This is a genomic window from Methylosinus sp. LW3 (genome assembly GCF_000527115.1).
Classification (GTDB): Bacteria; Pseudomonadota; Alphaproteobacteria; order Rhizobiales; family Beijerinckiaceae; genus Methylosinus.
The window spans coordinates 1,121,902-1,147,673 of sequence record NZ_AZUO01000001.1 but is presented as its reverse complement, the minus strand read 5'-3'; the positions used below and the strand labels follow the sequence as shown (position 1 = coordinate 1,147,673).

At 65.5% G+C, this 25,772-nt stretch carries 22 protein-coding genes; 15 read left to right on the top strand and 7 right to left on the bottom strand.

From position 1 onward, the window contains the following. Nucleotides 1-25 precede the first annotated feature (25 nt). Nucleotides 26-892, top strand: a complete 867-nt coding sequence (gene phhA, locus METLW3_RS0105625) for a phenylalanine 4-monooxygenase (protein ID WP_024878991.1) — start codon at nt 26-28, stop codon at nt 890-892. Nucleotides 893-895: 3 nt separating this feature from the next. Here the strand turns inward: phhA and METLW3_RS0105620 are convergent, their stop codons facing one another. Beyond that, the gene (locus METLW3_RS0105620) at nt 896-2,134 is read right to left on the bottom strand and encodes a M48 family metallopeptidase (RefSeq protein WP_024878990.1); all 1,239 of its coding nucleotides are present in this window, start codon (nt 2,132-2,134) and stop codon (nt 896-898) included. A 74-nt stretch (nt 2,135-2,208) separates the two neighbouring features. After that, on the bottom strand, nt 2,209-3,432 hold the full coding sequence (locus METLW3_RS0105615; RefSeq protein WP_024878989.1) for a tetracycline resistance MFS efflux pump: 1,224 nt from the start codon (nt 3,430-3,432) through the stop codon (nt 2,209-2,211). A gap of 342 nt (nt 3,433-3,774) precedes the next feature. Here METLW3_RS0105615 and rfbB point away from each other — a divergent pair, with 342 nt between their 5' ends. Genes rfbB through rfbA form a run of 4 tightly spaced genes read left to right on the top strand, consistent with a single transcriptional unit; the run spans nt 3,775 to nt 7,173 of the window. Continuing rightward, on the top strand, nt 3,775-4,827 hold the full coding sequence (gene rfbB / locus METLW3_RS0105610) for a dTDP-glucose 4,6-dehydratase (protein WP_024878988.1): 1,053 nt from the start codon (nt 3,775-3,777) through the stop codon (nt 4,825-4,827). A gap of 18 nt (nt 4,828-4,845) precedes the next feature. Further along, entirely contained in the window at nt 4,846-5,403 is a 558-nt protein-coding gene (gene rfbC, locus METLW3_RS0105605) for a dTDP-4-dehydrorhamnose 3,5-epimerase (RefSeq protein WP_024878987.1), read from the top strand. A 2-nt stretch (nt 5,404-5,405) separates the two neighbouring features. Further along, complete coding sequence (gene rfbD, locus METLW3_RS0105600) at nt 5,406-6,302, top strand: dTDP-4-dehydrorhamnose reductase (RefSeq protein ID WP_024878986.1); 897 nt, start codon at nt 5,406-5,408, stop codon at nt 6,300-6,302. A 1-nt stretch (nt 6,303) separates the two neighbouring features. Next, nucleotides 6,304-7,173, top strand: coding sequence for a glucose-1-phosphate thymidylyltransferase RfbA (gene rfbA, locus METLW3_RS0105595; RefSeq protein ID WP_024878985.1), 870 nt, complete (start codon nt 6,304-6,306; stop codon nt 7,171-7,173). Between the two features lie 7 nt (nt 7,174-7,180). Here rfbA and METLW3_RS0105590 read toward each other — a convergent pair whose 3' ends face one another. Together METLW3_RS0105590 and METLW3_RS0105585 are read right to left on the bottom strand one after the other, a co-directional pair. Continuing rightward, on the bottom strand, nt 7,181-8,455 hold the full coding sequence (locus tag METLW3_RS0105590) for an LPS biosynthesis protein (protein WP_024878984.1): 1,275 nt from the start codon (nt 8,453-8,455) through the stop codon (nt 7,181-7,183). A gap of 8 nt (nt 8,456-8,463) precedes the next feature. Further along, a complete protein-coding gene (locus METLW3_RS0105585; RefSeq protein WP_024878983.1) occupies nt 8,464-9,117 on the bottom strand; it encodes an ABC transporter ATP-binding protein in 654 nt (217 codons plus the stop codon). A gap of 251 nt (nt 9,118-9,368) precedes the next feature. Here METLW3_RS0105585 and METLW3_RS0105580 point away from each other — a divergent pair, with 251 nt between their 5' ends. From METLW3_RS0105580 to METLW3_RS0105560, 5 genes are all read left to right on the top strand, one after another. Further along, nucleotides 9,369-11,546, top strand: coding sequence for a glycosyltransferase (locus METLW3_RS0105580; RefSeq protein ID WP_245267232.1), 2,178 nt, complete (start codon nt 9,369-9,371; stop codon nt 11,544-11,546). 193 nt (nt 11,547-11,739) lie between these two features. Continuing rightward, complete coding sequence (locus METLW3_RS26755) at nt 11,740-12,387, top strand: class I SAM-dependent methyltransferase (protein ID WP_157516523.1); 648 nt, start codon at nt 11,740-11,742, stop codon at nt 12,385-12,387. A gap of 36 nt (nt 12,388-12,423) precedes the next feature. After that, nucleotides 12,424-13,878: a hypothetical protein gene (locus tag METLW3_RS0105570; protein ID WP_024878980.1), complete on the top strand. Its 1,455-nt coding sequence runs from the start codon at nt 12,424-12,426 to the stop codon at nt 13,876-13,878. 243 nt (nt 13,879-14,121) lie between these two features. Continuing rightward, nucleotides 14,122-16,059: a methyl-accepting chemotaxis protein gene (locus tag METLW3_RS0105565; RefSeq protein ID WP_024878979.1), complete on the top strand. Its 1,938-nt coding sequence runs from the start codon at nt 14,122-14,124 to the stop codon at nt 16,057-16,059. Nucleotides 16,060-16,284: 225 nt separating this feature from the next. Next, the gene (locus METLW3_RS0105560; protein WP_024878978.1) at nt 16,285-18,237 is read left to right on the top strand and encodes a methyl-accepting chemotaxis protein; all 1,953 of its coding nucleotides are present in this window, start codon (nt 16,285-16,287) and stop codon (nt 18,235-18,237) included. Here the strand turns inward: METLW3_RS0105560 and METLW3_RS0105555 are convergent. Continuing rightward, a complete protein-coding gene (locus METLW3_RS0105555; RefSeq protein ID WP_024878977.1) occupies nt 18,213-18,803 on the bottom strand; it encodes a TetR/AcrR family transcriptional regulator in 591 nt (196 codons plus the stop codon). The two genes, METLW3_RS0105560 and METLW3_RS0105555, sit on opposite strands and share 25 nt — an antisense overlap. Before the next feature lie 340 nt (nt 18,804-19,143). Here METLW3_RS0105555 and METLW3_RS0105550 point away from each other — a divergent pair, with 340 nt between their 5' ends. Next, nucleotides 19,144-19,770 carry an outer membrane protein gene (locus METLW3_RS0105550; protein ID WP_024878976.1) on the top strand — a complete coding sequence of 209 codons (627 nt, stop codon included), beginning with the start codon at nt 19,144-19,146 and terminating at the stop codon, nt 19,768-19,770. 171 nt (nt 19,771-19,941) lie between these two features. On the opposite strand, the gene tsf is transcribed toward METLW3_RS0105550, so the two are convergent. Both tsf and METLW3_RS0105535 read right to left on the bottom strand, forming a co-directional pair. After that, nucleotides 19,942-20,865, bottom strand: coding sequence for a translation elongation factor Ts (tsf, locus tag METLW3_RS0105545; protein ID WP_024878975.1), 924 nt, complete (start codon nt 20,863-20,865; stop codon nt 19,942-19,944). Nucleotides 20,866-21,055: 190 nt separating this feature from the next. Continuing rightward, the gene (locus METLW3_RS0105535; protein WP_026597939.1) at nt 21,056-22,114 is read right to left on the bottom strand and encodes a 30S ribosomal protein S2; all 1,059 of its coding nucleotides are present in this window, start codon (nt 22,112-22,114) and stop codon (nt 21,056-21,058) included. A 458-nt stretch (nt 22,115-22,572) separates the two neighbouring features. On the opposite strand from METLW3_RS0105535, the gene METLW3_RS0105530 reads away from it, so the two are divergent. The 4 genes from METLW3_RS0105530 (at nt 22,573) to sucC (ending at nt 25,703) form a co-directional block, all read left to right on the top strand. Beyond that, nucleotides 22,573-22,860: a YciI family protein gene (locus METLW3_RS0105530; protein WP_024878973.1), complete on the top strand. Its 288-nt coding sequence runs from the start codon at nt 22,573-22,575 to the stop codon at nt 22,858-22,860. After that, on the top strand, nt 22,860-23,282 hold the full coding sequence (locus METLW3_RS0105525) for an EVE domain-containing protein (RefSeq protein WP_024878972.1): 423 nt from the start codon (nt 22,860-22,862) through the stop codon (nt 23,280-23,282). Before METLW3_RS0105530 ends, METLW3_RS0105525 begins: the two co-directional genes overlap by 1 nt. Before the next feature lie 181 nt (nt 23,283-23,463). Beyond that, complete coding sequence (gene mdh / locus METLW3_RS0105520; RefSeq protein WP_024878971.1) at nt 23,464-24,426, top strand: malate dehydrogenase; 963 nt, start codon at nt 23,464-23,466, stop codon at nt 24,424-24,426. Nucleotides 24,427-24,503: 77 nt separating this feature from the next. Then, on the top strand, nt 24,504-25,703 hold the full coding sequence (sucC, locus tag METLW3_RS0105515) for an ADP-forming succinate--CoA ligase subunit beta (RefSeq protein ID WP_024878970.1): 1,200 nt from the start codon (nt 24,504-24,506) through the stop codon (nt 25,701-25,703). Nucleotides 25,704-25,772 lie beyond the last annotated feature (69 nt).

Below are 25,772 nucleotides of genomic sequence, written 5' to 3'. Positions count from 1 at the left end.
CCGGCTTTCGCTAAAGGAGGGCCGCATGGAGAAGGGCACGAACCGCTACGCCGACGCGCCCCGCCGCGCCGATTGGACGATCGAGCAGAATTGGCCCTCCTATAGCGCGGCCGAGCATGATCGCTGGAGCCGGCTCTACGCCCGCCAGGCCGAGCTTCTGCCCGGCCGCGCCTGCGACGAATATCTCACCGCAATGGACGCGCTCGCGCTCTCGCCCGCCGGCGTTCCCGATTTCGACGTGCTGAGCGCGCGGCTCTCGCCGCTGACGGGCTGGCGCGTCGTTCCGGTCGCCGGCCTCGTTCCCGACGACGTCTTCTTCGAGCATCTCGCCAATCGGCGCTTTCCCGCCGGCGCCTTCATTCGCCCGGAGGAGGAGCTCGATTATCTCGAGGAGCCGGACGTCTTCCACGACGTCTTTGGCCATGTGCCGCTGCTGGCGAACCCCGTCTATGCGCGCTTTCTACAGGCCTATGGCGAGGGCGGACGGCGGGCGCTGGCGCGCGGCCAGCTCGCCAATCTGGCGCGGCTCTATTGGTATACGGTGGAGTTCGGACTGCTGGCGACGCCTGCGGGGCTGCGCATCTTCGGCGCCGGCATTCTCTCCTCGCCGGCGGAGACGGTCTTCTCGCTCGAGGACACCTCGCCCAATCGCATCGGCTTCGATCTCGAGCGGGTGATGCGCACCAATTACATCATCGACGATTTCCAGCAGTGCTATTTCGTCGTCGATGGATTCGAGCGCCTGCTCGAGGCCTGCTATCGCGATTTCGGCCCCATCTACGACCGTCTGCGGTCAGAAGCCGATCTCGCGCCGCATGAGATCGCGCCCGGCGATGCGCTGATCACGCGCGGCGATTTCCATTATTTCCGCGGCAAGGCGCACGCCGCCTGAAGGTCAGGCGCCCCTCGCCTCCTCCAGCGCGGCGATGCGGATCGGCGCCGGCGGATGCGAGTAATAGAACAGCGCATAGAGCCGATCCGGCGTCAGCGTCGAGAGATTGTCGCGCGAGAGCTTGGTGAGCGCGCTCACCATGGGCTCCTTGCCGTAGATGGATTTGGCGAAGCCGTCAGCCTCGAACTCCGCCCGGCGCGACAGGAAATTGGTGAGCGGCGACAGAAGATGCAGAATGGGCGCGGCCGCCGTCAGCGCGATGACGAGAATAATTCCCGGATCATTCGGCAGGCCGAAGGCGCCGCCGAGCCCGCGGGTGAAGGCGAGGTGCAGAGCCGCAAAGCCGATGAAGAGAAAGCCCGCCGCCTGGAAAATCCGCTGCCGCACATGGCCGAATTTATAATGGCCGAGCTCATGGGCGAGAATGGCGAGTATCTCGTCGGCGCTGTGCTTGCGCAGCAGCGTGTCGAAGAAGACGATGCGCTTCGCCTTGCCGAAGCCGGAGAAATAGGCGTTGCCATGAGTGGAGCGCGTCGAGGCGTCCATCACATAGAGCCCGCCCGACTGAAATCCGCAGCGCGCCAGCAGCTCCTCCATGCGCGCCTTCAGCGCCGCATCCTCGAGTGGCGAGAACTGGTTGAACATGGGCGCGATGACGGAAGGATAGATCACCGTCATGGCCAGCAGCAGCGCCACCGCCGCGACGAAGCCCGCCAGCCACCAATAATCGGGCGAGAAGCGCGCCGCGAAGAACAGCCCATAGAGCAAGGGAATGAAGAACAGCAGCCAGAGCGCCGCGCCCTTCGCCTCATCGAGGACGAACATGAAAGGCGTGGTGCGGTTGAAGCCGAAGCGCGCCTCGAGGCCGAAAGTCTCGACCAGCGACAGCGGCAGGCGCAGCAGATGATCGACGATCGCCACCGCGACGACGACGGCGACGCTGAGCGTCAGGCCCGGCGCGATGAATTGCACGAGCAGCGCATAGAGCGGGCCGAGCAGAAAAGCGAGCCAAGCGACGGAGATCGCCGCGTCCAGCAAGGTCTCGCCGACGGAGAGGCGCATGCGCGCGACCGTGTAATCGGCGGAGCGGCGATGCTCTTGCGGAGTGATCGTCTCCGCGAATTCGGGTGGAGGCGCATCGCGATCGGCGCGCGCGGCGCGGCTCTGGCGAGCCTTCAAATAGACGCCCAGCGCCGCGGAGGCGAGAATGGCGAAATAAACGGCCGCAGCGACGAAGCTCATGCGCATCTCCGAAAGCGCCGGCCGATGGACCGCGCGCGGCCTCAATATAAGCGGCCGCGCGGCGGAATGCGACGTCAGACGGCGGGAGGCTGCACGGCTCCGCTCACGGCGTTGCGCGCCACGAAGAGGCTCGCCGCGAGCAGCAGCGCCGCGACGAAATAGCCCGCCCCCGGAAAGTCGCCCGCGCCGATGGAGAGGGAAAGAATCTGCGTGAAGAACAGCGGCCCCACCATGCCGGAAACGCCGCGCAAGCTCGACAGCGCGCCTTGCAGCCGCCCCTGCTCCGACGCCGAGGCGAAGCGCGTGGCGAGGCCCTGGAACGCCGGATTGGCCATCGCCCAGAGGGCGATGAGCGGGGGCGCCGCCATGAAGATCCCGCCCGTGGGCGCGAAAGCGTAGGCGGCGAAGCCGAGCGCCCCCGCCGCCAGAGCGACGACCAGCGTCGCGCGCTCGCCGAAGCGCTTGACCGCCGGCCGCACCAATCCGCCGGAGACCACCGTCTGCGACACGCCGACGATGGCGAGCGCCCAGCCGGTCGTCTCCGCGTCCCAATGGTAGCGATATTCCGTGTAGAGCACGAAGAGGCTCGGCAGCGATTCATGCGCCAGATAGGAGAGGAATATGGCGAGCGCCAGCAGAGCGAGCGAGCGGTCGCGGCGCAGGAAATCCAGCGAGCCGAGCACATTGGCGCTGCGCCAGAGGACCGAGCTGGTGCGCTTTTCCGGCGAGAGCGACTCCGGCAGGATGAAATAGCCATAGGCGGCGTTGAGCAGGCTCAGCGCCGCCGCGGCCCAGAACGGGTAGCGCAAGCCGTGATTGCCGAGCACGCCGCCGAGCGCCGGGCCGAGGATGAAGCCGACGCCGAAAGCCGCGCCGATCATGCCGAAACGGCCGGCGCGCTTCTCCGGCTCGGTGATGTCGGCGATATAGGCCGTCGCCGTCGAGACGCTGGCCGCCGTCACGCCCGATATCAGCCGTCCGATGAAGAGGAAGGGCAAGGACGGCGCGAGCGCCATGAACACATAATCGAGCCCCATGCCGAGATTGGACAGCAGCACGACCGGCCGACGGCCGAAACGATCCGACAGCGCGCCGAGCATGGGCTGAAACAAAAATTGCATGAAGGCCCAGGCGAAACCAAAGACGCCCGTCGCTATAGAAGCGCTTTGCAGATCGCCGCCCTCGAACTCCACGATGAGCTTGGGAAGCACCGGGATCATCACGCCGAGCGCCAGCATGTCGAGCGCGACAGTGATGAGGATGAAGACGAAGGCCGCCTTGCCGGGACGCTGAAACATCGACTACTCTTCTGTACGGCCGGCGATCCGTCGCGGCCCGATCTATCGCGGGATAGCGCGAAACCGACACGCTGCGCAAGCAGTCTGGAACGAGTCCAAATTCTCGCAACCGACGCCAGCGCGCCGGAAAACGCCGCATAAAAAACATATTTTCGCTCGGCGCGCCGGAGTTGACAGCCAGCGCCGCGATCTTTCAATAGGCGTGAATAGAAGAGAAAAATCTTGCGGCGGCGGCGACGAGGCGAATCCTCGGGACCAGGAACAAGGTGCTTTTCGCGGATGCGTCTTCCCTCTCGCTTCCTCCATGAGACAGCGGCGAACGCCGCCCGGATCGGGCGCTAGATGCGCATTCTCGTCACCGGCGGCGCCGGCTTCATCGGCTCGGCGGTCTCGCGCCGGATCATCGAGACGACGCCGCATGAGCTGCTCGTCTATGACAAGCTCACCTATGCCGGCAATCTCGACTCGCTCGCGCCCATCGCCGGCGATCCGCGCTATTGCTTCCGCCGCGCCGACATATGCGACCGCGACGCCGTCGCCGCCGCCTTCGAGGAGTTTCGGCCCGACGTCGTGATGCATCTCGCCGCCGAGAGCCATGTCGATCGCTCCATCGACGGGCCGGGCGCTTTCATCGAGACCAATGTCGTCGGCACTTTCACTCTGCTCGCCGCGGCGCTCGATTATTGGCGCCGTCTCGATGCGCAGACCGCCGCCGGTTTTCGCTTTCTGCATATCTCGACCGACGAAGTGTTCGGCGCGCTCGGCGCGGAAGGGCTGTTCCACGAGGACACGCCCTATGCGCCCAACTCGCCTTATTCTGCATCCAAGGCGGGCTCGGATCATCTCGCGCGCGCATGGCGCGAGACCTATGGGCTGCCGACCATCGTCACCAATTGCTCCAATAATTACGGCCCCTATCATTTCCCGGAAAAGCTCATTCCGCTCACCATTCTCAATGCGCTCGAGGAGAAGCCGCTGCCCGTCTATGGACGCGGCGAGAATGTGCGCGATTGGCTCTATGTCGAGGATCACGCCGAGGCGCTGCTCACCGTCGCGCGCGCCGGCGTCGTCGGACAATCCTATAATGTCGGCAGCCGTTCGGAGATGCGCAACATAGAAGTGGTGCAGGCGATCTGCGACAGTCTCGACGAGCTGCGGCCCCGCGCGCGCGGCTCTTATCGTGAGCTGATCGCCTTCGTGCAGGATCGGCCAGGCCATGATCTGCGCTATGCGATCGATTGCTCCAAGATCGAGCGTGAGCTCGGCTGGCGCGCAAAGGAGAGCTTCGCGAGCGGTCTCGCCAAGACGGTGCGCTGGTATCTCGACAATGAAGCGTGGTGGAAAGCCATACGCTCCGGCAAATATCGCGGCGAGCGGCTCGGTTGCGTCGCCTGACGCGCGCGTGAGGACAGAATGAAGGTCGAGGATACGGCGCTCGATGGCGTCAAGATCGTCACGCCCGATCGCTTCGGCGACGCGCGCGGCTTTTTCTCCGAGAGCTATAATGAAAGGCGCTGGGAGGAGCGCGGCCTGCCGCCATTGCGCTTCGTGCAGGACAATCATTCTCTCTCGCGCGAGACGGGCGTCATTCGCGGGCTGCATTTTCAAACTGCTCCTTTCGCGCAGGACAAGCTGGTGCGCGTCACGCGCGGCCGCATATTGGATGTGGCTGTCGATATTCGCCGCTCGTCTGCGACCTTCGGGCGTCATGTCGCGGTGGAGCTCTCCGCGGAGAATTGGCGGCAATTGCTCGTTCCCATCGGCTTCGCGCATGGCTTCTGCACGCTCGAGCCGGATACGGAAGTCGTCTATAAGGTCACGAATTTCTATTCGGCGCCCAATGATCGCGGCCTCGCCTTCGACGATGGCGATCTCGACATCGCTTGGCCGATCGCGCCCGCGCGCGCCATACTGTCGGAGAAGGATCGCCGCTGGCCACGCCTGCGCGATCTCACGGATACATTCGCGTGAGCATGCGCATCGCCGTCACTGGAACGCAGGGCCAGATCGTCACCGCTCTGCGTGAGCGCGCTCTCGAAGAAACACAAGTCATCGCGCTCGGACGGCCGCAGCTCGATTTGACGGATCGCGATAGCGTGCGCGCGGCGCTGAACGATGCGCGCTGCGATGTGATCGTCAACGCCGCCGCCTATACGGCAGTCGACAAGGCGGAGCAGGAAGAAGCGCTCGCCATGCGCGTCAATGGCGAAGGCGCCGGCCATGTCGCCGAGGCTGCGGCGGCGCTCGGCGTTCCGCTCATCCATTTCTCGACCGATTATGCGTTCGACGGCTCCGCTGCGCGCCCCTATCGTGAGGATGATCCCACGGCGCCGCTCGGCGCCTATGGCCGCTCCAAGCTCGAGGGCGAGAGGCGCGTCGCGGCGCTCTGCCCAAACGCCGCTATGCTGCGCACGGCCTGGGTCTACAGCCCATTCGGCGCGAATTTCGTGCGCACAATGTTGCGGCTCGGAGAGACGCGCGCGGAGGTCGGCGTGGTCGCCGATCAACTCGGCAATCCGACGAGCGCGCTCGATATAGCCGAGGCGACATTGGGCATTGCGAAGCGCCTTTGCGAGGACGGCGCGCCGCAGCTGCGCGGCGTCTTTCACATGACCGGCGCGGGCGAAGCCTGCTGGGCCGATGTCGCCGAAGCGATCTTCGCGCGCGCTGCGGAGCATGGTCGCAGGCCAGTGCGCGTTCGCCGCATCACGACGGCGGATTATCCGACGCCGGCGCGGCGCCCGGCCAATTCGCGTCTCGACAATGCGAAGCTTTCGCAAATCTACGGCGTCGCTCTGCCCGACTGGCGCCCATCGCTCGCGGCCTGCGTCGACAGGCTGCTCGCCGGCCCCACAGATGGAGGAGCATGACATGCGCGGAATCATTCTCGCGGGCGGCAGCGGCACGCGGCTTCATCCGGCGACGCTCGCCGTCTCCAAGCAATTGCTGCCGGTCTATGACAAGCCGATGATCTATTATCCGCTGAGCGCGCTGATGCTCGCCGGCGTGCGCGAGATACTCGTCATCACGACGCCCGATGACGAAGCGGCGTTCAAGCGCCTGCTCGGTTCCGGCGCGCAATGGGGCGTCGCCTTCACCTATGCCGCGCAGCCGCGCCCGGATGGACTGGCGCAAGCCTATGTCATCGGCGCGAGCTTCGTCGAAGGGCGAAGCTCCGTGCTGGTGCTGGGCGACAATATTTTCTACGGCCACGGCCTCACGGAGTCGCTGACCAAGGCGAAGCAATCGCGCCGCGGCGCCACCGTCTTCGCCTATCACGTCGCCGATCCGGAACGTTACGGCGTCGTCGATTTCGACGCGCAGGGCCGCGCATTGTCGCTCGAGGAAAAGCCGAAAGCGCCGAAATCCAATTGGGCGGTCACGGGCCTTTATTTCTACGACGAGCGCGCGCCGCAATATGCGGCGGAGCTGCGACCTTCGCCGCGCGGCGAATTGGAGATCACCGATCTCAACAATATCTATCTGCAGCGCGGCGAGCTGAATGTGGAGCGCCTGGGTCGCGGCTTCGCCTGGCTCGACACGGGCACGCCGGCCTCGCTGCTGGAGGCGGCGGAATATGTGCGCGCGATCGAGCTGCGACAGGGCCAGCGCATCGCTTGCCTCGAGGAGATCGCCTTTCGCCAAGGCTGGATCGACGCCGACACGCTACGCGCCGCCGCGCAGAAATTCGCCAAGAGCCAGTATGGCGCCTATCTGACGCAAGTGGCGGGCGAGCGCTGACGCGCGCTCAGGCCATATGGTTGCGCACGAAGGCGATGAGTCCGACGACCAAGCCATAAAGGGTGAGCGAAATGGCGAGCAGCAGGCCCGTATAGAGCCAGCGCCGCGGATAGCGCGCGTCCTCCGGCAGAGCAGGCGCCTCGATCTGATGGAGATAGAGCAGCTTGCGATCGCTGAACAGCCGCGCGCCGTCGAGCGAGGCGGTCGCGATCTGATAGCTCGTCTCGGCGATCTTATGCTCTAGGTCGAGATTGGCGAAGGTCGTCATCTTGCCGGAGAGCGTCTTGCTCGCCAGCGCGTCGATCCCCTGCTGCTCGCGCGTGGTGATCTCCGCCTTCAGGCTCGCGACCTGCTTCTCGAGCGATTCGATCTGTCGCTTCAGATGACGAATTTGCGGCGCGCTCTCATCGACGTAGCGCGACTGGGTGAGATATTCCTGCTGATATTTCAGCAGCTCGATCTGGACGGCGGAGAGCACTTCGCTCTGCGATTTGCTCGTCTGGCGAACGTCGATCAGCCCTTCCGTATTGCGCGCGCGCTCCAAATTCACGCGCGCGACCTTCAGCCGCTCGGCGGCGCGCTCGACATCCTGCTCGGAGGCCCGCACAGTGTCCTGACGCATCCGCTCATTGAGATCATTGACCAGAGTCTCGCAGTCGGCGATCACCTTGTCGGCGATCGTCTTGGCGTCGGCCGGCGAGAAGGCGCGGACAGTCAGCGTGACGATTCCGGAGGGGAAGCTGATCGTCGCCGTGGCCATCTTCTTCCAGTACTCGGTGAAATTCTCGATCGGCTTCGACTTTTTGAAGCGCGCCCACCAATCGACGCGATCCGAGCCATAGAGCTCGCGCAGATTCACCTGGCGCTCGAGCTGCTCGACCAGCGTCCGGCTCTCGATATATTCGATGATGATCATCGAATCTTGAAAGATCATCATCTGCGGCAGGCCGGTCACGGAGCCGAGCCCGTCGAGCTTAGGAATGGCCGCGCTGCTCACGGTGAATTTCGCCTCGGCGACATATTGGTCCGAAGCGAGCAGCCCGTAATAGAGCCCGCCCACGACATTGGGGATCGCCACCATGGCGATCGCGAGGACGAGAAAGGCGATGCGCATCGCCTTTGCGCCGCGACGCTCGGCGAAGCTGGATTTCTGATAGGCGCCGCGCGCCCGCGCCGAAAATCGCGCGCGCCGCGCGGCTTCGGCCAGGAAGCGCTGAACGGCCTCGGCGCGCTCCAGCGCATTGACCGTGCGAAGATCGGGAGACTTCGGAGGTTGGTCCATCCTCGCCTCTATCGGTTCATTCGATTGTACATTTCGATCGCTTTGGCGACCGTGTCGAACATGAAGAGGCGGCCGTCGACGAGCACGCCGCCGCGGTCGCAATAATCGGCCACGGCCTGCATCGAATGCGAGACGAAGATGACGCTCGAATTCTTGCGCCGCTGGTCGAACGCCTCCTGGCATCGCTTCTGAAATCGCATGTCGCCGACGCCGGTGATCTCGTCGATGAGATAGACGTCGAAGTCGATGGACATGGACATGCCGAAGGCCAGACGCGCGCCCATGCCGGACGAATAGGTCTTCACCGGCGCGTCGAAATAATCGCCGAGTTCGGAGAACTCCTCGACGAACATCGCCGCCTTGCGCGGATCGGCGCCGTAGATTCGCGCCACGAAATGCACATTCTCGCGGCCGGTCATCGCCGGATGAAAGCCGCCGCCGAAGCCGAGCGGCCAGGACACGCGCACCGTGCGTCGCACCTTGCCGGAATTCGGCAGCTCGGTGCCTGCGATGACCTTGAGGGTCGTCGTCTTGCCGGCGCCGTTGACGCCGAGCAGACCATAGGAATAGCTCGTGTCGAAAACCATCGACACATGATCCAATATGACCTTCGAGTGTCGCTCGGTCTTATAGAATTTGAAGACGTCTAAGAGTTGGATCATCTTCTCTTCGAGCAGGCTTCGCCAGGGAACCGCCATTGACGCGAACCGCGCCCTTATAGCCCAGCGCGAGCGCCGCGTCCACGCGGGCGCAAAGGCCTAATTTCGCCACTTTTCCGCCACGGCCGCATCACGCGCGCCAGGCGCCGAGCTATGGCCAAGGCGCCGCGGCTCGACTATATGACGCGAGCGCGGAACCCCGGTCCGCGACTCATATTCGGGAAAGCACGGTCTTGTTGCTGAGAATTCCTTCTGTGCGTCGATCCGGCCTTCGCCGGCTCGGCTGGGAGAGCTGGCAGGCCACGGATGCGGACCCGCTCTTCGTCTTCGTCACGGGCTTTTTGCGCGCCGCCTATATCATTCTCGAGGTCGCCGACGCCGATCAGACGCTCGACCCGCGCATCTATATCGATTTCGGCAAGGGCTTCGAGCCGGATGACGAGATCGAGCTCAAGCACACGCGCGACGGCCTCTATGTGATCGCGCTGCGCAGCTTCGGCCGCGTGCATCATGTCCGTTTCGATCCCTCCTCCTACCCTTCACGGTTTCGTTTTCGCGCCTTCATCGCCTATGATGAAAAATCCGTGCGCGCCTTCGTCGGCGGCAGGCTGCGCGAGGCCGCGCGGGGCGAGCGCGCGGCGCCGCTCTGCGAGACCATAGCGCGGCCGGGCGCGCCGGAGCTTTCCGACGTCGGCGCGCGCGTCGCCAAGGTGCGCGGCGCGACTCCGCATTTCGAGCAGGTGATCGCCATGGCCAACGCCCGCTACGCCGGCGCGCCGGCATGGGCGGGCGAGCGGCCGGCATTCTCCTTTGTAACGCCGGTCTATGACGCGCCCGCGCTCTATCTCGATCAGCTGCTCGACTCCTTTCGGATTCAAAGGGCCGGCGCCTATGAGCTGATCCTCTCGGACGACGGCTCGACGTCGCGCGAGACGATCGACTGGCTCGAGCGCCATCGCGACACGCCGCATGTGACGGTTCTGCGCGCGGCGCAGAATGGCGGGATCGCCGTCGCCACCAATAGCGGCCTCGCCGCGGCGCGCGGCGATTGGGTCGGCTTCATCGATCACGACGATGCGCTCGCGCCTTTCGCCGTCGATGCGCTGCTGGAGACGATCGAGCGCACGCCCGGCGCGCAATTCGTCTTCACCGACGAGATCGTCGCCGACGCCAAGCTGCAACCCAAGCATTACTCGCTGAAGCCCGCCTTCGATCCGGCGCTGCTCTCCGGCGTCAATTACGTCAATCATCTCTCGCTCTATCGCCGCGAGCGGCTGCAGGCGCTCGGCGGCCTGCGCCAGGGCTACGAAGGCTCGCAGGATTATGATCTGCTGCTGCGCTACACGCGCGGCCTCGCGACGGAGGAGATCGTCCATCTCCCCTACCCCGCCTACCTCTGGCGCCGAGACGGAAAGAGCTATTCGGTGAGCTTTCTCGATCGCGCCACGACGAGCGCGCGCCGCTCGCTGGCGGAGAGCTACGCCCTCGACGGCGTCCAGGCGGTGGTGGAGCCGGCGCGCAACGCCGATCTGCATCGCGTTCGCTTTTCGCCGAAGGACGACGCCTGGCCGCTCGTCTCCATCATCGTGCCGAGCCGCGATTCCTTCGCGCTCGTCTCCCGCCTCTTCGACGATCTCACCTTGCGGACCGATTATCCGCGCATGGAGATACTCGTCGTCGACAATGGCACGAAGGACGAGCGCGTTCTCGATCTCTATGAGCAGACGAAGGCGGCGCATTCTTTCTTCTCTGTCGACATCGTCGAGGAGAAATTCAACTTCTCACGGCAGGTCAATCGCGGCCTGCGGGCGGCGCGCGGCGATTGCGTGCTGCTGCTCAATAACGACATAGAGGTCATGGACGCCGGCTGGCTGAAGGAGATGGTCTCCTGCCTCGCCTATCCGTCGACGGGAATTGTCGGCGCGCGGCTGCTCTATCCGAATGGAACATTGCAGCATGCGGGGGTCATCATGGGCCTCGGCTCGGTGGCGGGACATTGGTTCTGCGGCATGCCCGGCGATTATCCCGGCCCCATGGGCCGGCTCGATGTCCGCCAATCCATGGCGGCGGTGACGGGCGCCTGCATGCTGATCACACGCGCCTGCCTCGAGACGGTCGGCGAACTGGACGAAGAGAATTTCGCCATCGCCTATAATGACACGGATTATTGCATGCGCGCCGGCCGCGCCGGATTTCGCGTCGTATGGACGCCTTTCGCAACGCTCTATCATCATGAATCGGCGAGCCGCGGCAGCGACGAGACGAACGCCAATATCGCGCGCTTTCGCCGCGAGCAGGACACGCTGCGCAAAAAATACGATCTCGTCAATTATGTCGATCCCGCATTCAACCCCTGGTACAGTCGCGACAATGCGGCGCCGCGATTGCAACTGCTCAGCAGCCTGCCGCCGGGCCGTCATTTCCGCGTGTAACGCCCGCCGATTGCCAAAAGCGTCGCGACAGCGTAATCCGTCGCGCCGCGTCGCGGGCGCCCGTGCGCGCTCCCGGCGCGCATGGAATAGATGTCTTTAAACAGAAAAATCAGTCGTGTTTTCGATGCGATTCGAAAGCATTTCTGCTCATCGCCGAGGGATGATCGTATCGATGCTGAGGAAGCTGCGAGACATGCTGCCGAAACGAGGAGTGTCGCGTCCTCCGGCGGAGGTTTTCGACTCCTATGTGTCGAGCGTTCCGCGCCTGCAGAACGCCATCGATGTGATCGGCGGATGGAGCTGCGCTTTTCCGCCGACATGCGGCGTCTCCGCCGGTCGGATCGAAGCCTTCGACGATGCGCGCATTCGATGGGCGATCGATTGCTTCGGCTCGCTCGAGGGCCGCAAGGTGCTCGAGCTTTCGCCCGGCGAGGCCGGCCACAGCTTCCTTCTCGAATCCGCCGGCGCGCGCGTCGAGGCGATCGAGCCGAGCCGAGCCGCATTCATCCGCTGCCTCGTCGCCAAAGAGGTGATGCGCCTCTCGCGAACGCGCTTCTGGCTCGGCGATATGGAGGCGTTTCTGCGCGATACGGACAAGCGCTATGATCTCGTCGTCGCCTGCGACGCGCTGCGCCGTTTCGCCGATCCGCTCGCGGCCATAGCGCTTCTCGCGCGCCACGCCGACGCGCTGTATATTCACACGCAAGTCGCGCAGCGTGGAGAGGCGTCTTTGCTCCGCCGCGACGATCTGATCGCCGCATTGCATGAAGCCGGTTTTACGAACATACGAGAGGCGGAGGGCGGCCACTCCTCCGGGCTTTCGATTTTTGCGCGCAAGTGACACGCAGCGCCCGCGCGCGCCATAGGAGCACGGCCGATGTTCTTCACGCGCAAGCGCTTGCGGGAATTCTCGGGCTATGTCGATCTCGCGAGCGGCGGCCGCGTGTCCGGCTGGGTCTATGACCGTCTGCGGCCGCGCGATCGATTCGATGTCGAGATCTGCTCCGCCGGCGCCGTGATCGGCGTCGCGCGCGCCGATCGGCCGCGCGAGGATTTGGCGCGCGCCGGCTTCGGCGACGGACGCTACGGCTTCGATTTCGATCTGCCGAACGGCGATTATCCCGAGGAGACTCTGGCCGCCCGCGTGCGCGGCGAGGATTTCTGGCTGCTGGAGAATGCGGGCCGGCGCAGCCTTGCGGCCGAGCTGCTCAATTCCACGCGGCGCGGCCTGCCGCGGCTCGAGCCCACGCTGTCGCTGCGGCCGGTCGACGAGCGCGACATAGAGATCGCCGCCGAGCTGCAGAGCGCCTGGGCGCAGCACGCCAGCGGCCGCGGCGCGCGGCGCTTGGGCGGCGGCGGCGCCATGTGGACCGATATCGTCTCGAATCGCCATCAGCCGCTGCTCGCGCTTCTCGACGGCGGCGATCCTCGCGCGCTGGCGCAATGCCTCGTCGATGTGCAGAAATCCTCCGCCGCCACCGGGCTCGAGCAGGGCGTGCAGGCCTATCGGGACTTTCTCGCCGCCTCGCCGGAGGGCCGCCGGGCCGCGGTCGCGCCCTTCCACGACATGCTGGCCTCGCTCGCGCAATATATCGGCCTCGCGCGGGTGGAATGCGCCGAGCAGGATTATGTGGGCGAGACGCTGGTCGCCTCCTCGCGCGAGCTGGTCGCCGAGATCGAGGCGGCGCTCGGCTTTCCCATCGCGCCGCCCGCCGTCTTCGACGGGCTCTATGGCCTCGCCATGGACGGCAATGTGCTGCATGGGCGCGACATTCAGGCGCTCTATCTCGCTCTGCGCGCGATAGAGGCGAGCGGCCTCGCGCGTCCCAGAATTTGCGAGATCGGCGGCGGCTTCGGCAAGGCGGCGCGCTATGCGCTGCTCGCCGGCGCGCGCCATTACACCATCGTCGATCTGCCGACGGTCGCCGCCATGCAATTCTTCGCGTTGCGGCGCGGCCTGCCCGAAGCGAGCGTGCAGTTCCGCCATCCGCGCGAGCCGTCCCGCGGCGAGGGCGTCGATCTCGTCCTCGCGCCGGAGATCGACGACGAAGCGCTCATCGAGAGCGACATCGTCGTCAATTGCGATTCCTTTCCCGAGATGGGCGACGCCGTCTGCCGAAGCTATTTCGCCCGCATCGGCCGCTGGGCGCCGCTGCTGCTGAGCGTCAATCAGGAGGCCAATCGCGTGGTCGGCTCCTCCGGCCGGCAATCGGTGGTGGGCGCGCTGCTGCCCGATTACGGCTTTTCCCGCCGCTATCGCTTCCGCAGCTGGATCAGACGCGGCTATGCGGAGGAGCTGTGGGCCGCGCCGGAACGCCGCGCCGAGGGGTGACGCGACGCCGCAGCAGACGCCCCGTCTCGTCGCTCAAATACAAAAATCATCTGTATTGTCAAAAACATAGAGATTTCTGAAACTTTTCCGGGTCTAGGCTGGATATTGTTCGACCGACCCGAGGCATGAGGCCCGCCGGAGATTCCGAGCGCGTCGGCGACTGTCCCCATCTCACCGCGGAGCGAATGCGCTCGCCGGACGACGGCGCGCATCCCGATCTCCGTCTCGAAGGACCCCGGCTCCATGCGATTCGACGATTTCAAGCTCACCACCAAAAGCCTGCTGCCGCTCGCCCTGACCTGCCTGCTGTTCCTCGGCGTGACGGCGCTCGGCGTCTATCGAATCCAGGATCTCGGCCACCGCTACCAATATCTGACCGACCATTCGGACGCCGCCCTGGTGCGGCTGCTGCGAACGAATCGCACCGCTTTCGAAGTGGGCTATGCCGTTCATTCGATGGTCGCCTATGAATCCGACACGGAATTGTTCAAGCTCGCCGAGAAGAATTTCGAGACCGCCAGCGAGCGCGTCAATGCGCTTCTCGACGCGGCGGCGCAGCTCGATCCGGCCCGCGCCCCGGCGATCAAGACCTTCCGTGCGCGAATCGACAAGATCATCGAGGACGCCAAGCCCGCCGTTCGCATCGCGCGGGACGTTCCGGGCCTCGAGGTCGGCTCTCGCCTGCAGCCGCACGAGCTCGACGCGCTCGCCAAATGCCTGGCGATTCTGCGCAATGTCGACATGCAGCTGGAAAAGCTCACCGAGGATATGAAGAAGTTCAACGACTCGGTGCTCGAGGACAATCAGCATGTCGGCGACGAGCTGCGCCGCCAGACCGAGCATACGATCTGGACCATGCTCATCGTCGGCGCGCTGGCCCTGCTCGGCGGCGGCTCCGCCACGCTCTATGTCTCGAGCCGCAAGATCGGCGCGCCCATCGCGCGGCTCACCGGACAGATGAGCGCCATCGCCCGCGGCAATCTCGACATCGTCGTGGAAGGCGTCGCGCGGCGCGACGAGGTGGGGGCAATGGCCGAGGCGCTCGACACATTCAAGCGCAACGCCCAGGAGCTGCGGGCGGCGGAGGCCCGCGCGGCCGAGGAGAAGCGGCGCAGCGAGGCGGCCGACGCAGAGCGCCGGGCCGAGCAGGCGGCCGCCGAGAAGGAACGCGAGGCGGCACTGAAGGCGATCGGCAGAGGCCTCGAGAAGCTCGCCGCCAAGGATCTCGTCTATCGCCTCTCGGAGGACATGCCCGCCGCCTATCGCAGCCTGCAGAACGATTTCAACGCGGCCATCGGCCAGCTGGAGGCGGCGCTGGGCGTGGTGGCGGGCGGCGCGGAGGCGATCGGCTCCGGCGTCGATCAGATCGCCGTCGCCGCCGACGATCTCGCCCGTCGCACCGAGCAGCAGGCCGCCAGCCTCGAGGAGACTGCCGCCGCGCTGGAGGAGATCACCACCACGGTGAAGAAGAGCGCCGAGGGCGCCGTCAATGCGAGCGGCATCGTCGGCTCCACCAAGACCGAGGCGGAGAAGAGCGGCGCGATCGTCCGCCGCGCCGTCGACGCCATGGGGCGGATCGAGAAATCCTCTCAGGAGATCGGCCAGATCATCGGCGTCATCGACGAGATCGCCTTCCAGACCAATCTTCTGGCGCTCAACGCCGGCGTCGAGGCGGCGCGCGCGGGCGAGGCCGGCAAGGGCTTCGCCGTGGTCGCCTCGGAAGTGCGCGCTCTGGCGCAGCGTTCCGCCGAGGCCGCGCGCGAGATCAAGAGCCTCATCTCGACCTCGACGATCGAGGTGGACCAAGGCGTCGAGCTGGTCGGCGCGACCGGCCGCGCGCTGGAGAAGATCGTCACCCAGGTGGCGGAGATCGATCGCGTCGTCGCCGACATCGCCGCCGGCGCGCGCGAGCAGGCCACCGGCCTCGCCGAGGTCAACACCGCCGTCACCCAGATGGATCAGAACACGCAGAAGAACGCCGCAATGGTGGAGGAGACCACCGCCGCCAGCCACAGCCTGCGCAAGGAGACCGAGGGGCTGACGCGCTCGGTGGCGAGCTTCCGGCTCGCAGAGCGCCCGCAGGCGCGGCGCCCGGCGCTGAGGACGGTCTCCGCCGACGGCGGCGGCGCGGTCCGCAAGCCGCAGCCCCTCCCGGCGCAGGAGGATTGGACGGAGTTCTGACCGGACGCTCGCTTTTCGACGATCCGAGAGGCCGCCGGGGACGCCCCGGCGGCCTCTCTTTTTTGGCGCCGAGGCTGCTGCGCGCCGGCCGCACCGGCGCATGCGAAAGAGGAAAACATAGATTTTTCAGAAACCTTTTGCTGCTTAGGCTCCACCGTATTCCCGCGAGCGCCACTCCCGCGACAACTGCGCCGGCTCGCCGTCGATCATAAGGAAGCTTTCTCGATGCGGTTCGACAATTTGAAGCTCACCACCAAGAGCCTTCTTCCACTCGCTTTGACCTGCCTGCTCTTCATCGGCGTCACCGGGCTGGGCGTCCATCGCATGAGCGAACTCGGACGACGCTACGAAGATCTGACCGAGCATTCCTACGCCGCCGTGGTGAAGCTGCTGCGATCCAATCGCGCCATCACCGATTTCGGCCTCTCGGTACATCAGATGATCGCTTATGACGCGGATACGCCTATCTCGCGCGCCGCCACGCAGGAGGCCGCCTCTATCGGCCCGCGCGTCGACACGCTGCTCGGCGAGGCGATGCAGCTCGATCCCGCACATGCGGCGCAGATCAAAGGTTATCGCGACCGCTTCGCCAAGGTCTTCGAGCAGGCGAAGCCCGCGATCGCAATCGCTCAGGAGCTGCCGGCGCTCGAGCTCGGCGCGCGCCTGAAGCCGCATGAGCTGGAGCAGCTCGCCAAATGCGTGTCGCTGCTGCGCGGCGCCGATGAGGAAATCCGCGCCATCGTCGATGAGATGCGTTCCATCTATAGGGCCGCCGAGGCGGAGGACAAGCGCGTCGGCGAGGAGCTGCGCCGCCAGACCGCGCAGACGATCTGGACGATGATCGGCGTCGGCGCCCTCGCCGTTCTCATCGGCTGCGCGGCGTCGCTGTATGTTTCCGGCCGCAAGATCGGCGCGCCGATCGCGCGCCTCACCGGGCAGATGGGCGATATCGCCAAGGGCGATCTCGGCGCCGTCGTGGCGGGCGTGGAGCGCGGCGACGAGGTCGGCGCGATGGCGCGCGCGCTGGACACGTTCAAGCGCAATGCGCAGGAGCTGCGCGCCGCCGAGGCCCGCGCCGCCGAGGAGCGCCGTCGCAGCGAGGAGGCCGATTCGCGGCGCAAAGCCGAGCAGGCCGTGGTCGAAAGAGAGCGCGAGGCGGCGCTGCAGGCGATCGGCGACGGTCTCGAGAAGCTCGCCTCCAAAAATCTCGTCTATCGGCTCTCCGACGCCATGCCAGAGACCTATCGCCGGCTGCAGAATGATTTCAACGCGGCCATGAGCCAGCTGGAAGCCGCGCTCGGCCTCGTCGCCGGCGGCGCGCGAGCCATCGATTCCGGCTCCAGCCAGATCGCCGTCGCCGCCGACGATCTCGCCCGCCGCACCGAGCAGCAGGCCGCGAGCCTGGAAGAGACGGCCGCCGCGCTGGAAGAGATCACCACCACGGTGAAGAAGAGCGCCGAGGGCGCCGTTCACGCCAGCAATATCGTCGGCTCCACCAAGATGGAGGCCGAGAAGAGCGGCGAGATCGTCCGCCGGGCGGTGGACGCCATGGGCCGCATCGAGCGCTCCTCGCAGCAGATCGGCCAGATCATCGGCGTCATCGACGAGATCGCCTTCCAGACCAATCTCCTGGCGCTCAACGCCGGAGTCGAGGCGGCGCGCGCGGGCGAAGCCGGCAAGGGCTTTGCGGTGGTGGCCTCGGAAGTGCGCGCGCTGGCGCAGCGCTCCGCCGAGGCGGCCAAGGAGATCAAGGGCCTCATCTCCACCTCCACGGTAGAGGTGGATCAGGGCGTCGAGCTCGTCGGCGCGACGGGCAAGGCGCTCGACACCATCGTCGCCCAGGTGGCGGAGATCGACAAGGTGGTCGCCGACATCGCCGCGGGCGCCCGCGAGCAGGCCACGGGCCTCGCCGAGGTCAACACCGCCGTCACCCAGATGGATCAGAACACGCAGAAGAACGCCGCAATGGTGGAGGAGACCACCGCCGCCAGCCACAGCCTGCGCAAGGAGACGGAGGCGCTGACGCGCTCTGTGGCGAGCTTCGAGCTCGGCGACAAGCACGGCTCCCGCACGCACGCCAACGCGCCGCGGGCGGCGCTGAAGACGGTCTCCGCCGAACGCGGCGGCGGCGCGGCGCGTAAGCCGCAGCCGGCTCAGGACGATTGGGAGGAGTTTTGATCGCTCGCGACGAGCGGTCCGATCTCGTCGAGACAGGCGGCGAGCAGGCGCTGGATCATCGGCCCGCTGTCGGCGTCGGCGAGCAGCGGTTCGACCCGCAGCACCTCCCGCATGATGGAGAAGCCGATGAGGCAGGAGACGAACAGCGCCGCCCGCTGCTGCGCCGCCTGCCCATCGAGCTTGGCGGCCAGCGGCCCGATGAAATCCCGATAGCAGCAGGCGCGAATGAGATCGCGCGCCAGCGGGCTCGTCAGCGAGCGAATGAAGATCTGCAGCCCGTCGTGCTGCTGCGATTCGAGCGCGAAGCTCGCGAACACCGCGCCGAGCCGGCTGCGATCCGCCGATAGGAGAGTCGCCGGGCACGCCTCGACGACGGCGGCGGCGAACAGTTGCTCCTTTGAGCCGAAAGAGCGATGCACCAGGGCCACATCGACGCCGACATCTGCGGCAATGTCGCGCAGCCTCACCTCCTCGAAGGAGGCGTGCGCGAAACGCGCGATCGCCGCGGCGAGAATACGCCGCCGCGTCGCCTCCCCCGAACGCTTCTCCGATTTATCCGGCCGCATCGAGAATCCTTCTCCCGATATGTATTTACAATCGATCGCGCGCGACGCGCCGTCAATCGGCATTCCAGCGACCGGCCGACTTCTCGTCAAAATTTCGCGGTATTTTACCTATTAGGGAAATGTGAACCTTTCGCAGGCCAAGGTCACGCTCGTCCACCGCATGGTGAAGCCTCCGGCGGGGCTCGACCGGACCAGACGTCCGACGCGCTCGACGGGGTTCTCGCCGAAGATATCAACAGTGGTTGACAAATCAGGCCGACTCGACGAATTTCGGCCTATGGTCACGTTCTAGCCGAGGCGGCGGCTGGGCGTCCTTTTTTCGTGCTCTTCGGAGGTTTCCATGCATATCAAGAACAGCCTTTCGGCTATCGCGGTCGCCGCCGCTCTCTCCGTCGGCGCCGCTCACGCCGCCGACCTGCCCTATCGCAAGGATGCGCCGGCCTTCGCGCCGCCGCCGCCGGTCTTCTCCTGGACGGGCGCCTATGTCGGCCTCAATGTCGGCGGCGGCTTCAAGGCGGACAACAGCTTCGGCGGCGACGTCAGCGGCGTCGTGGGTGGCGGCCAGATCGGCTACAACTACCAGATCTCGCCGCTCTTCGTGGTCGGCCTCGAGACCGACTTCCAGGGCACGAGCCTGCGCTCCAACAATGGCTTCGGCAACGCCAGCCTGCCCTGGTTCGGCACTGTGCGCGGCCGCGCCGGCTTCGCCCTGCTCGAGTCGAAGCTCTTCGTCTATGGCACGGGCGGCTTCGCCTATGGCGAGCTGAACACGCCGTTCGGCAGCGACACCCGTACCGGCTGGACCGCCGGCGGCGGCGTGGAATACGCCTTCCTGCCGAACTGGTCGGCCAAGGTCGAATATCTCTACACCGACCTCACCAACAATGGCGGCTTCGCCATCGGCCCGCAGCGCGCCAAGTTCCACACGGTCCGCGCCGGCATCAACTACCACTTCAACCTGTTCTAGTCGGAACGCCGCATGGCCTCTCTCAGGGGCCATGCGGACGTCGGACGGCAGGCATAAAAGCAAAAAAGGCGAAGCGACCCTCGGTCCGCTTCGCCTTTTTCTTTTGGAAGACCAGTTGCGCCGGAGACCGGCTCCCGGCCGCCGCAGCGACCGGGGATTTGACAGATGCGATCAGCCCTTGGCGGCCGCCGCCACTTCCGCGGCGAAATCGCTGGTCTCTTTCTCTATGCCCTCGCCGAGCGCATAGCGGGCGAAGCCCTTGATCGCGATAGGCGCACCAGCCTTGCCCTCATGCTCCTTGAGCGTCTGGGTGATGGTCTTGCCGCCGTGATCCGGGTGGTTCGAGACCTGATCGAGCAGCAGGACCTCTTTGTAATAGGTCTTGAGGCCCGAATCGATGATCTTCTCCAGCACATTGGCCGGCTTGCCCGCGTTCTTCTCGGCGAGCAGCGCCTTCTCGCGCTCCACCGTCGCCTGGTCGAGGCCGGAGGCGTCGAGCGCCAGCGGATTGGCCGAGGCGACATGCATGGCGATCTGACGCGCGAGCGTCGACAGGACTTCCTTGTCGCCCTTGGACTCGAGCGCCACGATCACCGCGATCTTGCCGAGGCCGTCGGCGATCTGCGTGTGGACGTAGCGATTGACCGCGCCCTCCACCTTCAGCGGCGCGACGCGACGCAGCGTCAGATTCTCGCCGATGGTGGCGATGCCGGTGGTGATCGCCTCGGAGACGACGCCGCCGCCCGGATAGGGCTTGCCGGCGAGCTCCTCGGCGCTCGTGGCGCCGGTCTCCAGCGCGACTCGCGCGATATTATTGACGAGCTTCTGGAAGTCGTCGTTGCGGGCGACGAAGTCGGTCTCGGAATTCACCTCGACGACGACGCCGACGCCGTCCTCGACGATCGCAGCGACGAGACCCTCGGCGGCCACGCGGCCGGACTTCTTGGCGGCCTTGGAGAGGCCCTTCTTGCGCAGCCAATCGACGGCCGCCTCGATGTCGCCATTGGTCTCGTTGAGGGCGGCCTTGCAATCCATCATGCCGGCGCCCGTGCTCTCACGCAGTTCCTTGACGAGAGCGGCGGTGATCTGGGCCATGGGGTTAGACACCTCTAGCTAGAGCTAACGCCGGCCCCTTTGGGAGCCGGCGCGATAATCTTTCGTGAATGTGACGCTAGAGCGTCATCCGATCCACTCGGGATCGGATGACGCTCTCATTTCTCTATTTGGGAGCGAATTCTGATCAATCGAACGATTCCGTTCGATCGGAAAGCGCTCTGGCGCGAAATCAGGCCGAAGCCAGCGAGCGCGCCTGATCGACCCAGCCGTCGCGGGCGATGCGGCCGTTGAGCTTGAGGTCCAGATCGAGCTTCTCGACGTCGGCCGGCGCCATGGCCGCGATCTGCCAATAATGGAAGATGCCGCCATCGTTGAGCTTCTTGACCAGCTGCGGACCGACGCCATGCAGCTTGGCGAGATCGTCCGGAGCGCCGCGCGGAGCGGCGAGCAGCTCGAAGGGCTCGAGCGCGATCTCGACCTCGGCGGTCGCAGCATCGGCGGCGACTTCATCGGCCGAGCGCAGATCCGTGTGGACGCGGCCGAGCGCCGGCTCCGCCGTCGGCGACTCCATGGCGCCGATATCGAGACCCGAAAGACCCTGGCTGCGCGAGATGCCGTCGATCGCCGCACGGGCGATGAGATCGCAATAGAGCGCAATGGCGCGGCCAGCGTCGTCATTGCCGGGGATCGGGAAGGTGATGCCGTCTGGATCGCAATTGGTGTCGAGGATCGCCACCACCGGGATCTTCAGGCGGTTGGCCTCCTTGATCGCCAGCTGCTCCTTATTGGTGTCGATCACGAAGATCAGATCGGGCGTGCCGCCCATGTCCTTGATGCCGCCCAGCGCCTTCTCGAGCTTGTCGCGCTCGCGGGTGAGCAGCAGACGCTCTTTCTTGGTGACGCCCGCGGAGCCGGCGCCGAGCTGCTCGTCGAGCTTGCGCAGGCGCTGGATGGAGCCGGAGATGGTCTTCCAATTGGTGAGCGTGCCGCCCAGCCAGCGGGAATTGATGAAATATTGCGCGCTGCGCTTGGCGGCGTCGGCGATCTGATCCTGCGCCTGACGCTTGGTGCCGACGAAGAGCACGCGACCGCCGCGCGCCACAGTGTCGGAGACGACCTTCAGCGCCTGATGCAGCAGCGGCACCGTCTGGGCGAGGTCGATGATGTGGATGTTGTTGCGCGCGCCGAAGATATAGGGAGCCATCTTCGGGTTCCAGCGATGCGACTGGTGGCCGAAATGAGCGCCGGACTCGAGCAGGCCGCGCATCGTGAAATCAGGAATCGCCATTGTATTTTCTCCGGTTCTAGCCTCGGCGAAAGCATGGAGAAGCCGGAGAACCGGCCACCGGAACGGCGCCTTGTAGCAGGAACCGTAAGACTTTCGCCTGTGGGATGGCGCGGCTTATAGGCGAGAACGGCGGCAGGGGCAAGGTGGGCGCATCGATTGAGGGCGCATCGATTGGATGAACTGTTTCCTGCACTAAACTATAGGCGCCCCTGAACGTATCCGAGCCTGCCCGAACGACTGACGCTGCACGCTCTGAGAAATGAGACATGCGACGTCACGTCACGTTCGAGGCGAAATGCGACGTCGCTCATCCGACCCCGGGCGCGTTATCGTCCCTCCGAGCGGAAGGCGTTGACGCCGACGCATTCCCTGCTTCCCACGTCCAATTCTGTCGACCGCGGCGCCATGATCTGCTAATCACCGCCCCGCCGTCGCTACCCCCTTTTCACGAGGCCGCTTTGCCGCTCTTCGTCGCTCTCTGCCTGGACAAGCCGAACCATGTCGAGCTTCGGCTCGCCACCCGCGAGGCGCATCTCGCCTTCCTCGCCGCCAATGCGGCGCAGGTGAAGCTCGGCGGGCCGTTTCTCGATTCGGCCGAGAAACCGGTCGGCTCGCTGCTGATCGTCGAGGCGGCGGATGTCGCCGCGGCGCAGGCTCTGCTCGCCGAGGACCCTTACGCCGAGGCCGGGCTGTTCGCGAGCGTCGAGGTCAAGCCTTGGAAGCGCGTGGTGGGAGCCGAGCTCTGATGGCGCATTGGCTGTTCAAGAGCGAGCCCAAAACATGGTCCTGGGACCAGCAGGTCGCGGCCGGCGCGAAGGGCACATTCTGGAACGGCGTGCGCAACCATCTCGCCAAGAAGCAGCTGATGGCGATGCAGATCGGCGAGCATGGATTCTTCTACCATTCCAACGAGGACAAGGCCGTCGTCGGCGTGGTGGAAGTCATCAAGACCTATTATCCCGACCATACGGATGAGAGCGGCAAATTCGGCATGGTCGACATAAAGGCCGTCGCGCCATTCGCGAGGCCGGTGACGCTCGCCGAGATCAAGTCCGATCCGCGCCTTTCCGAAATGGTGCTGGTCAATAATTCTCGCCTATCGGTGCAGCCCGTCTCGGAGGAGGAATGGAAGCTCATTCTCTCGCTCGGCGGCGTGGACGCGCTCTAGACCCACGGAGCGGCGTCGGAAGGAGAGCGGGTTCGGAACAGCCTATTTCCACAGCCGCGCGGCGCAGGCTCGCGCGCTTGCTCAATTTTCGTGCGAAGCTTCGCTAGAAGCGACTCTCGCCTTTTCAGACGGGAAAAAGCGCGCTAGCAGTTTATTTCCAGGCACGCCCATAGGAGAAAAGATGGCGCGCAAGAAAATCGCCCTGATCGGCGCCGGCCATATCGGCGGGACGCTGGCCCATCTCATCGGCCTCAAGGAGCTCGGCGACGTCGTATTGTTCGACATCGCGAGCGGCGTGCCTCAGGGCAAGGCGCTCGACCTCTCCCAATCCGCGCCTGTCGAGGGATTCGACGCGCGCATCGCCGGCGCGGACGATTATTCCGCCATCGCCGGCGCCGATGTCGTCATCGTGACGGCGGGCGTGCCGCGCCAGCCGGGCATGAGCCGCGACGATCTGCTCACCATCAATCTCGGCGTCGTCTCCAAGGTCGGCGCCGGCATCAAGGCCTATGCGCCGAACGCTTTCGTCATCTGCATCACCAATCCGCTCGACGTCATGGTCTGGGCGCTGCAGAAGGCGAGCGGCCTGCCGACCAATAAGGTCGTCGGCATGGCGGGCGTGCTCGATTCGGCGCGCTTCCGATTCTTTTTGGCCGAGGAGCTGAACGTCTCGGTGGAGGATGTGAGCGCCTTCGTGCTCGGCGGCCATGGCGACGATATGGTTCCCTCCGTGCGCTACTCGACCGTCGCCGGAATTCCCCTGCCCGATCTCGTCGCCATGGGCTGGACCACTCAGGCGAAGATCGACGCCATCGTCGACCGCACGCGCAAAGGCGGCGGCGAGATCGTCGGCCTGCTGAAGACCGGCTCCGCCTATTACGCGCCGGCCTCCGCGGCCATCGCCATGGCGGAGAGCTATCTGAAGGACAAACGCCGCGTGCTGCCCTGCGCCGCCTATCTCGACGGCCAATATGGCGTCAGCGGGGTCTATGTCGGCGTGCCGGTGGTGATCGGCGCCAATGGCGTGGAGCGCATCGTCGAGATCTCGCTCGATGCCGCCGAGCAGCAGATGTTCGACAAATCCGTCGGCTCGGTGAAGACGCTGATCGCCGCCAGCAAGGCGCTCGACCCCGCCTTCGCCTGAGCGCGCTGAGCCCCGTTTCCGCCCCCGGCGAGGGGCGCGTTGTCGCGACGTAAGGTCGCAATCAGGATCGGTGAGAAATGAACATCCACGAATATCAGGCCAAAGCCATCCTGCGTGAGTTCGGCGCCCCGGTCGCCGAAGGCGCTCCGGCGCTCGCCGCCGACGAGGCGCGCCAGGCCGCGAGCGGCCTGCCCGGCCCCGTCTATGTCGTCAAGGCGCAGATCCACGCCGGCGGCCGCGGCAAGGGCAAGTTCAAGGAGGCTTCGGCCGGCGAGAAGGGCGGCGTGCGCCTCGCCCGCTCGCTCGACGAGGTCGAGACCTTCGCCAAAGAGATGCTGGGCTCGACGCTGGTCACGGTGCAGACGGGCGAGGCCGGCAAGCAGGTCAACCGCCTCTATATCGAGGACGGCGCCGATATCGACAAGGAATTCTACCTGTCGCTGCTGATCGATCGCGCCACCTCGCGCGTCTCCTTCGTCGTCTCCACCGAGGGCGGCACGGATATCGAGGCCGTCGCCCATGCGACGCCCGAGAAGATCGTGACTTTCGCCGTCGATCCGGCGACCGGCGTGCTGCCGCATCACGGCCGCCGCGTCGCCGACGCGCTCGGCCTCACCGGCCCGCTGGTGAAGGAGGCGGTCTCGCTCACCGAGCGCCTGTTCTCGGCCTTTGTCGCCAAGGATATGGAGCTGCTCGAGATCAATCCGCTGATCGTCACCAAGGACGGCCGCCTGCGCTGCCTCGACGCGAAGATCTCCTTCGACGACAACGCGCTCTATCGTCATCCCGATGTGGTCGCGCTGCGCGACAAGACCGAGGAGGACGAGAAGGAGATCGAGGCCTCCAAATATGAGCTCGCCTATATCGCGCTCGACGGCACCATCGGCTGCATGGTGAACGGCGCCGGCCTCGCGATGGCGACGATGGACATCATCAAGCTCTATGGCGAGAACCCCGCCAACTTCCTCGACGTCGGCGGCGGCGCCACCAAGGAGAAGGTGACGGCCGCCTTCAAGATCATCACCGCCGATCCCAAAGTGAAGGGCATTCTCGTCAACATCTTCGGCGGCATCATGCGCTGCGACGTCATCGCCGAGGGCGTCATCGCCGCGGTGAAGGAAGTCGGCCTCGCCGTGCCGCTGGTGGTGCGCCTCGAGGGCACCAATGTCGATCTCGGCAAGGAAATTATTTCCAGCTCGGGCCTCGATGTGATCCCTGCCGACGATCTCGACGACGCTGCGCAGAAGATCGTCGCCGCCGTGCGCGGACGAAGCTGACGCGACGCTTTCGCGACAAAAGACGGCTGCCCCCGTTGGGATATTTCGCACTTGCGGGGGCGGCTCAAA

Coding starts and splice junctions, on each gene's coding strand:
- rfbC (WP_024878987.1), top strand. CDS start 4,846: ATGAAGGTCGAGGATACGGCGCTCGATGGCGTCAAGATCGTCACGCCC.
- mdh (WP_024878971.1), top strand. CDS start 23,464: ATGGCGCGCAAGAAAATCGCCCTGATCGGCGCCGGCCATATCGGCGGG.
- METLW3_RS26755 (WP_157516523.1), top strand. CDS start 11,740: ATGCTGCCGAAACGAGGAGTGTCGCGTCCTCCGGCGGAGGTTTTCGAC.
- METLW3_RS0105525 (WP_024878972.1), top strand. CDS start 22,860: ATGGCGCATTGGCTGTTCAAGAGCGAGCCCAAAACATGGTCCTGGGAC.
- METLW3_RS0105620 (WP_024878990.1), bottom strand. CDS start 2,134: ATGAGCTTCGTCGCTGCGGCCGTTTATTTCGCCATTCTCGCCTCCGCG.
- METLW3_RS0105555 (WP_024878977.1), bottom strand. CDS start 18,803: ATGCGGCCGGATAAATCGGAGAAGCGTTCGGGGGAGGCGACGCGGCGG.
- METLW3_RS0105585 (WP_024878983.1), bottom strand. CDS start 9,117: ATGATCCAACTCTTAGACGTCTTCAAATTCTATAAGACCGAGCGACAC.
- METLW3_RS0105570 (WP_024878980.1), top strand. CDS start 12,424: ATGTTCTTCACGCGCAAGCGCTTGCGGGAATTCTCGGGCTATGTCGAT.
- METLW3_RS0105550 (WP_024878976.1), top strand. CDS start 19,144: ATGCATATCAAGAACAGCCTTTCGGCTATCGCGGTCGCCGCCGCTCTC.
- phhA (WP_024878991.1), top strand. CDS start 26: ATGGAGAAGGGCACGAACCGCTACGCCGACGCGCCCCGCCGCGCCGAT.
- METLW3_RS0105560 (WP_024878978.1), top strand. CDS start 16,285: ATGCGGTTCGACAATTTGAAGCTCACCACCAAGAGCCTTCTTCCACTC.
- rfbA (WP_024878985.1), top strand. CDS start 6,304: ATGCGCGGAATCATTCTCGCGGGCGGCAGCGGCACGCGGCTTCATCCG.
- rfbD (WP_024878986.1), top strand. CDS start 5,406: ATGCGCATCGCCGTCACTGGAACGCAGGGCCAGATCGTCACCGCTCTG.
- METLW3_RS0105565 (WP_024878979.1), top strand. CDS start 14,122: ATGCGATTCGACGATTTCAAGCTCACCACCAAAAGCCTGCTGCCGCTC.
- METLW3_RS0105615 (WP_024878989.1), bottom strand. CDS start 3,432: ATGTTTCAGCGTCCCGGCAAGGCGGCCTTCGTCTTCATCCTCATCACT.
- tsf (WP_024878975.1), bottom strand. CDS start 20,865: ATGGCCCAGATCACCGCCGCTCTCGTCAAGGAACTGCGTGAGAGCACG.
- METLW3_RS0105535 (WP_026597939.1), bottom strand. CDS start 22,114: ATGGCGATTCCTGATTTCACGATGCGCGGCCTGCTCGAGTCCGGCGCT.
- METLW3_RS0105590 (WP_024878984.1), bottom strand. CDS start 8,455: ATGGACCAACCTCCGAAGTCTCCCGATCTTCGCACGGTCAATGCGCTG.
- sucC (WP_024878970.1), top strand. CDS start 24,504: ATGAACATCCACGAATATCAGGCCAAAGCCATCCTGCGTGAGTTCGGC.
- rfbB (WP_024878988.1), top strand. CDS start 3,775: ATGCGCATTCTCGTCACCGGCGGCGCCGGCTTCATCGGCTCGGCGGTC.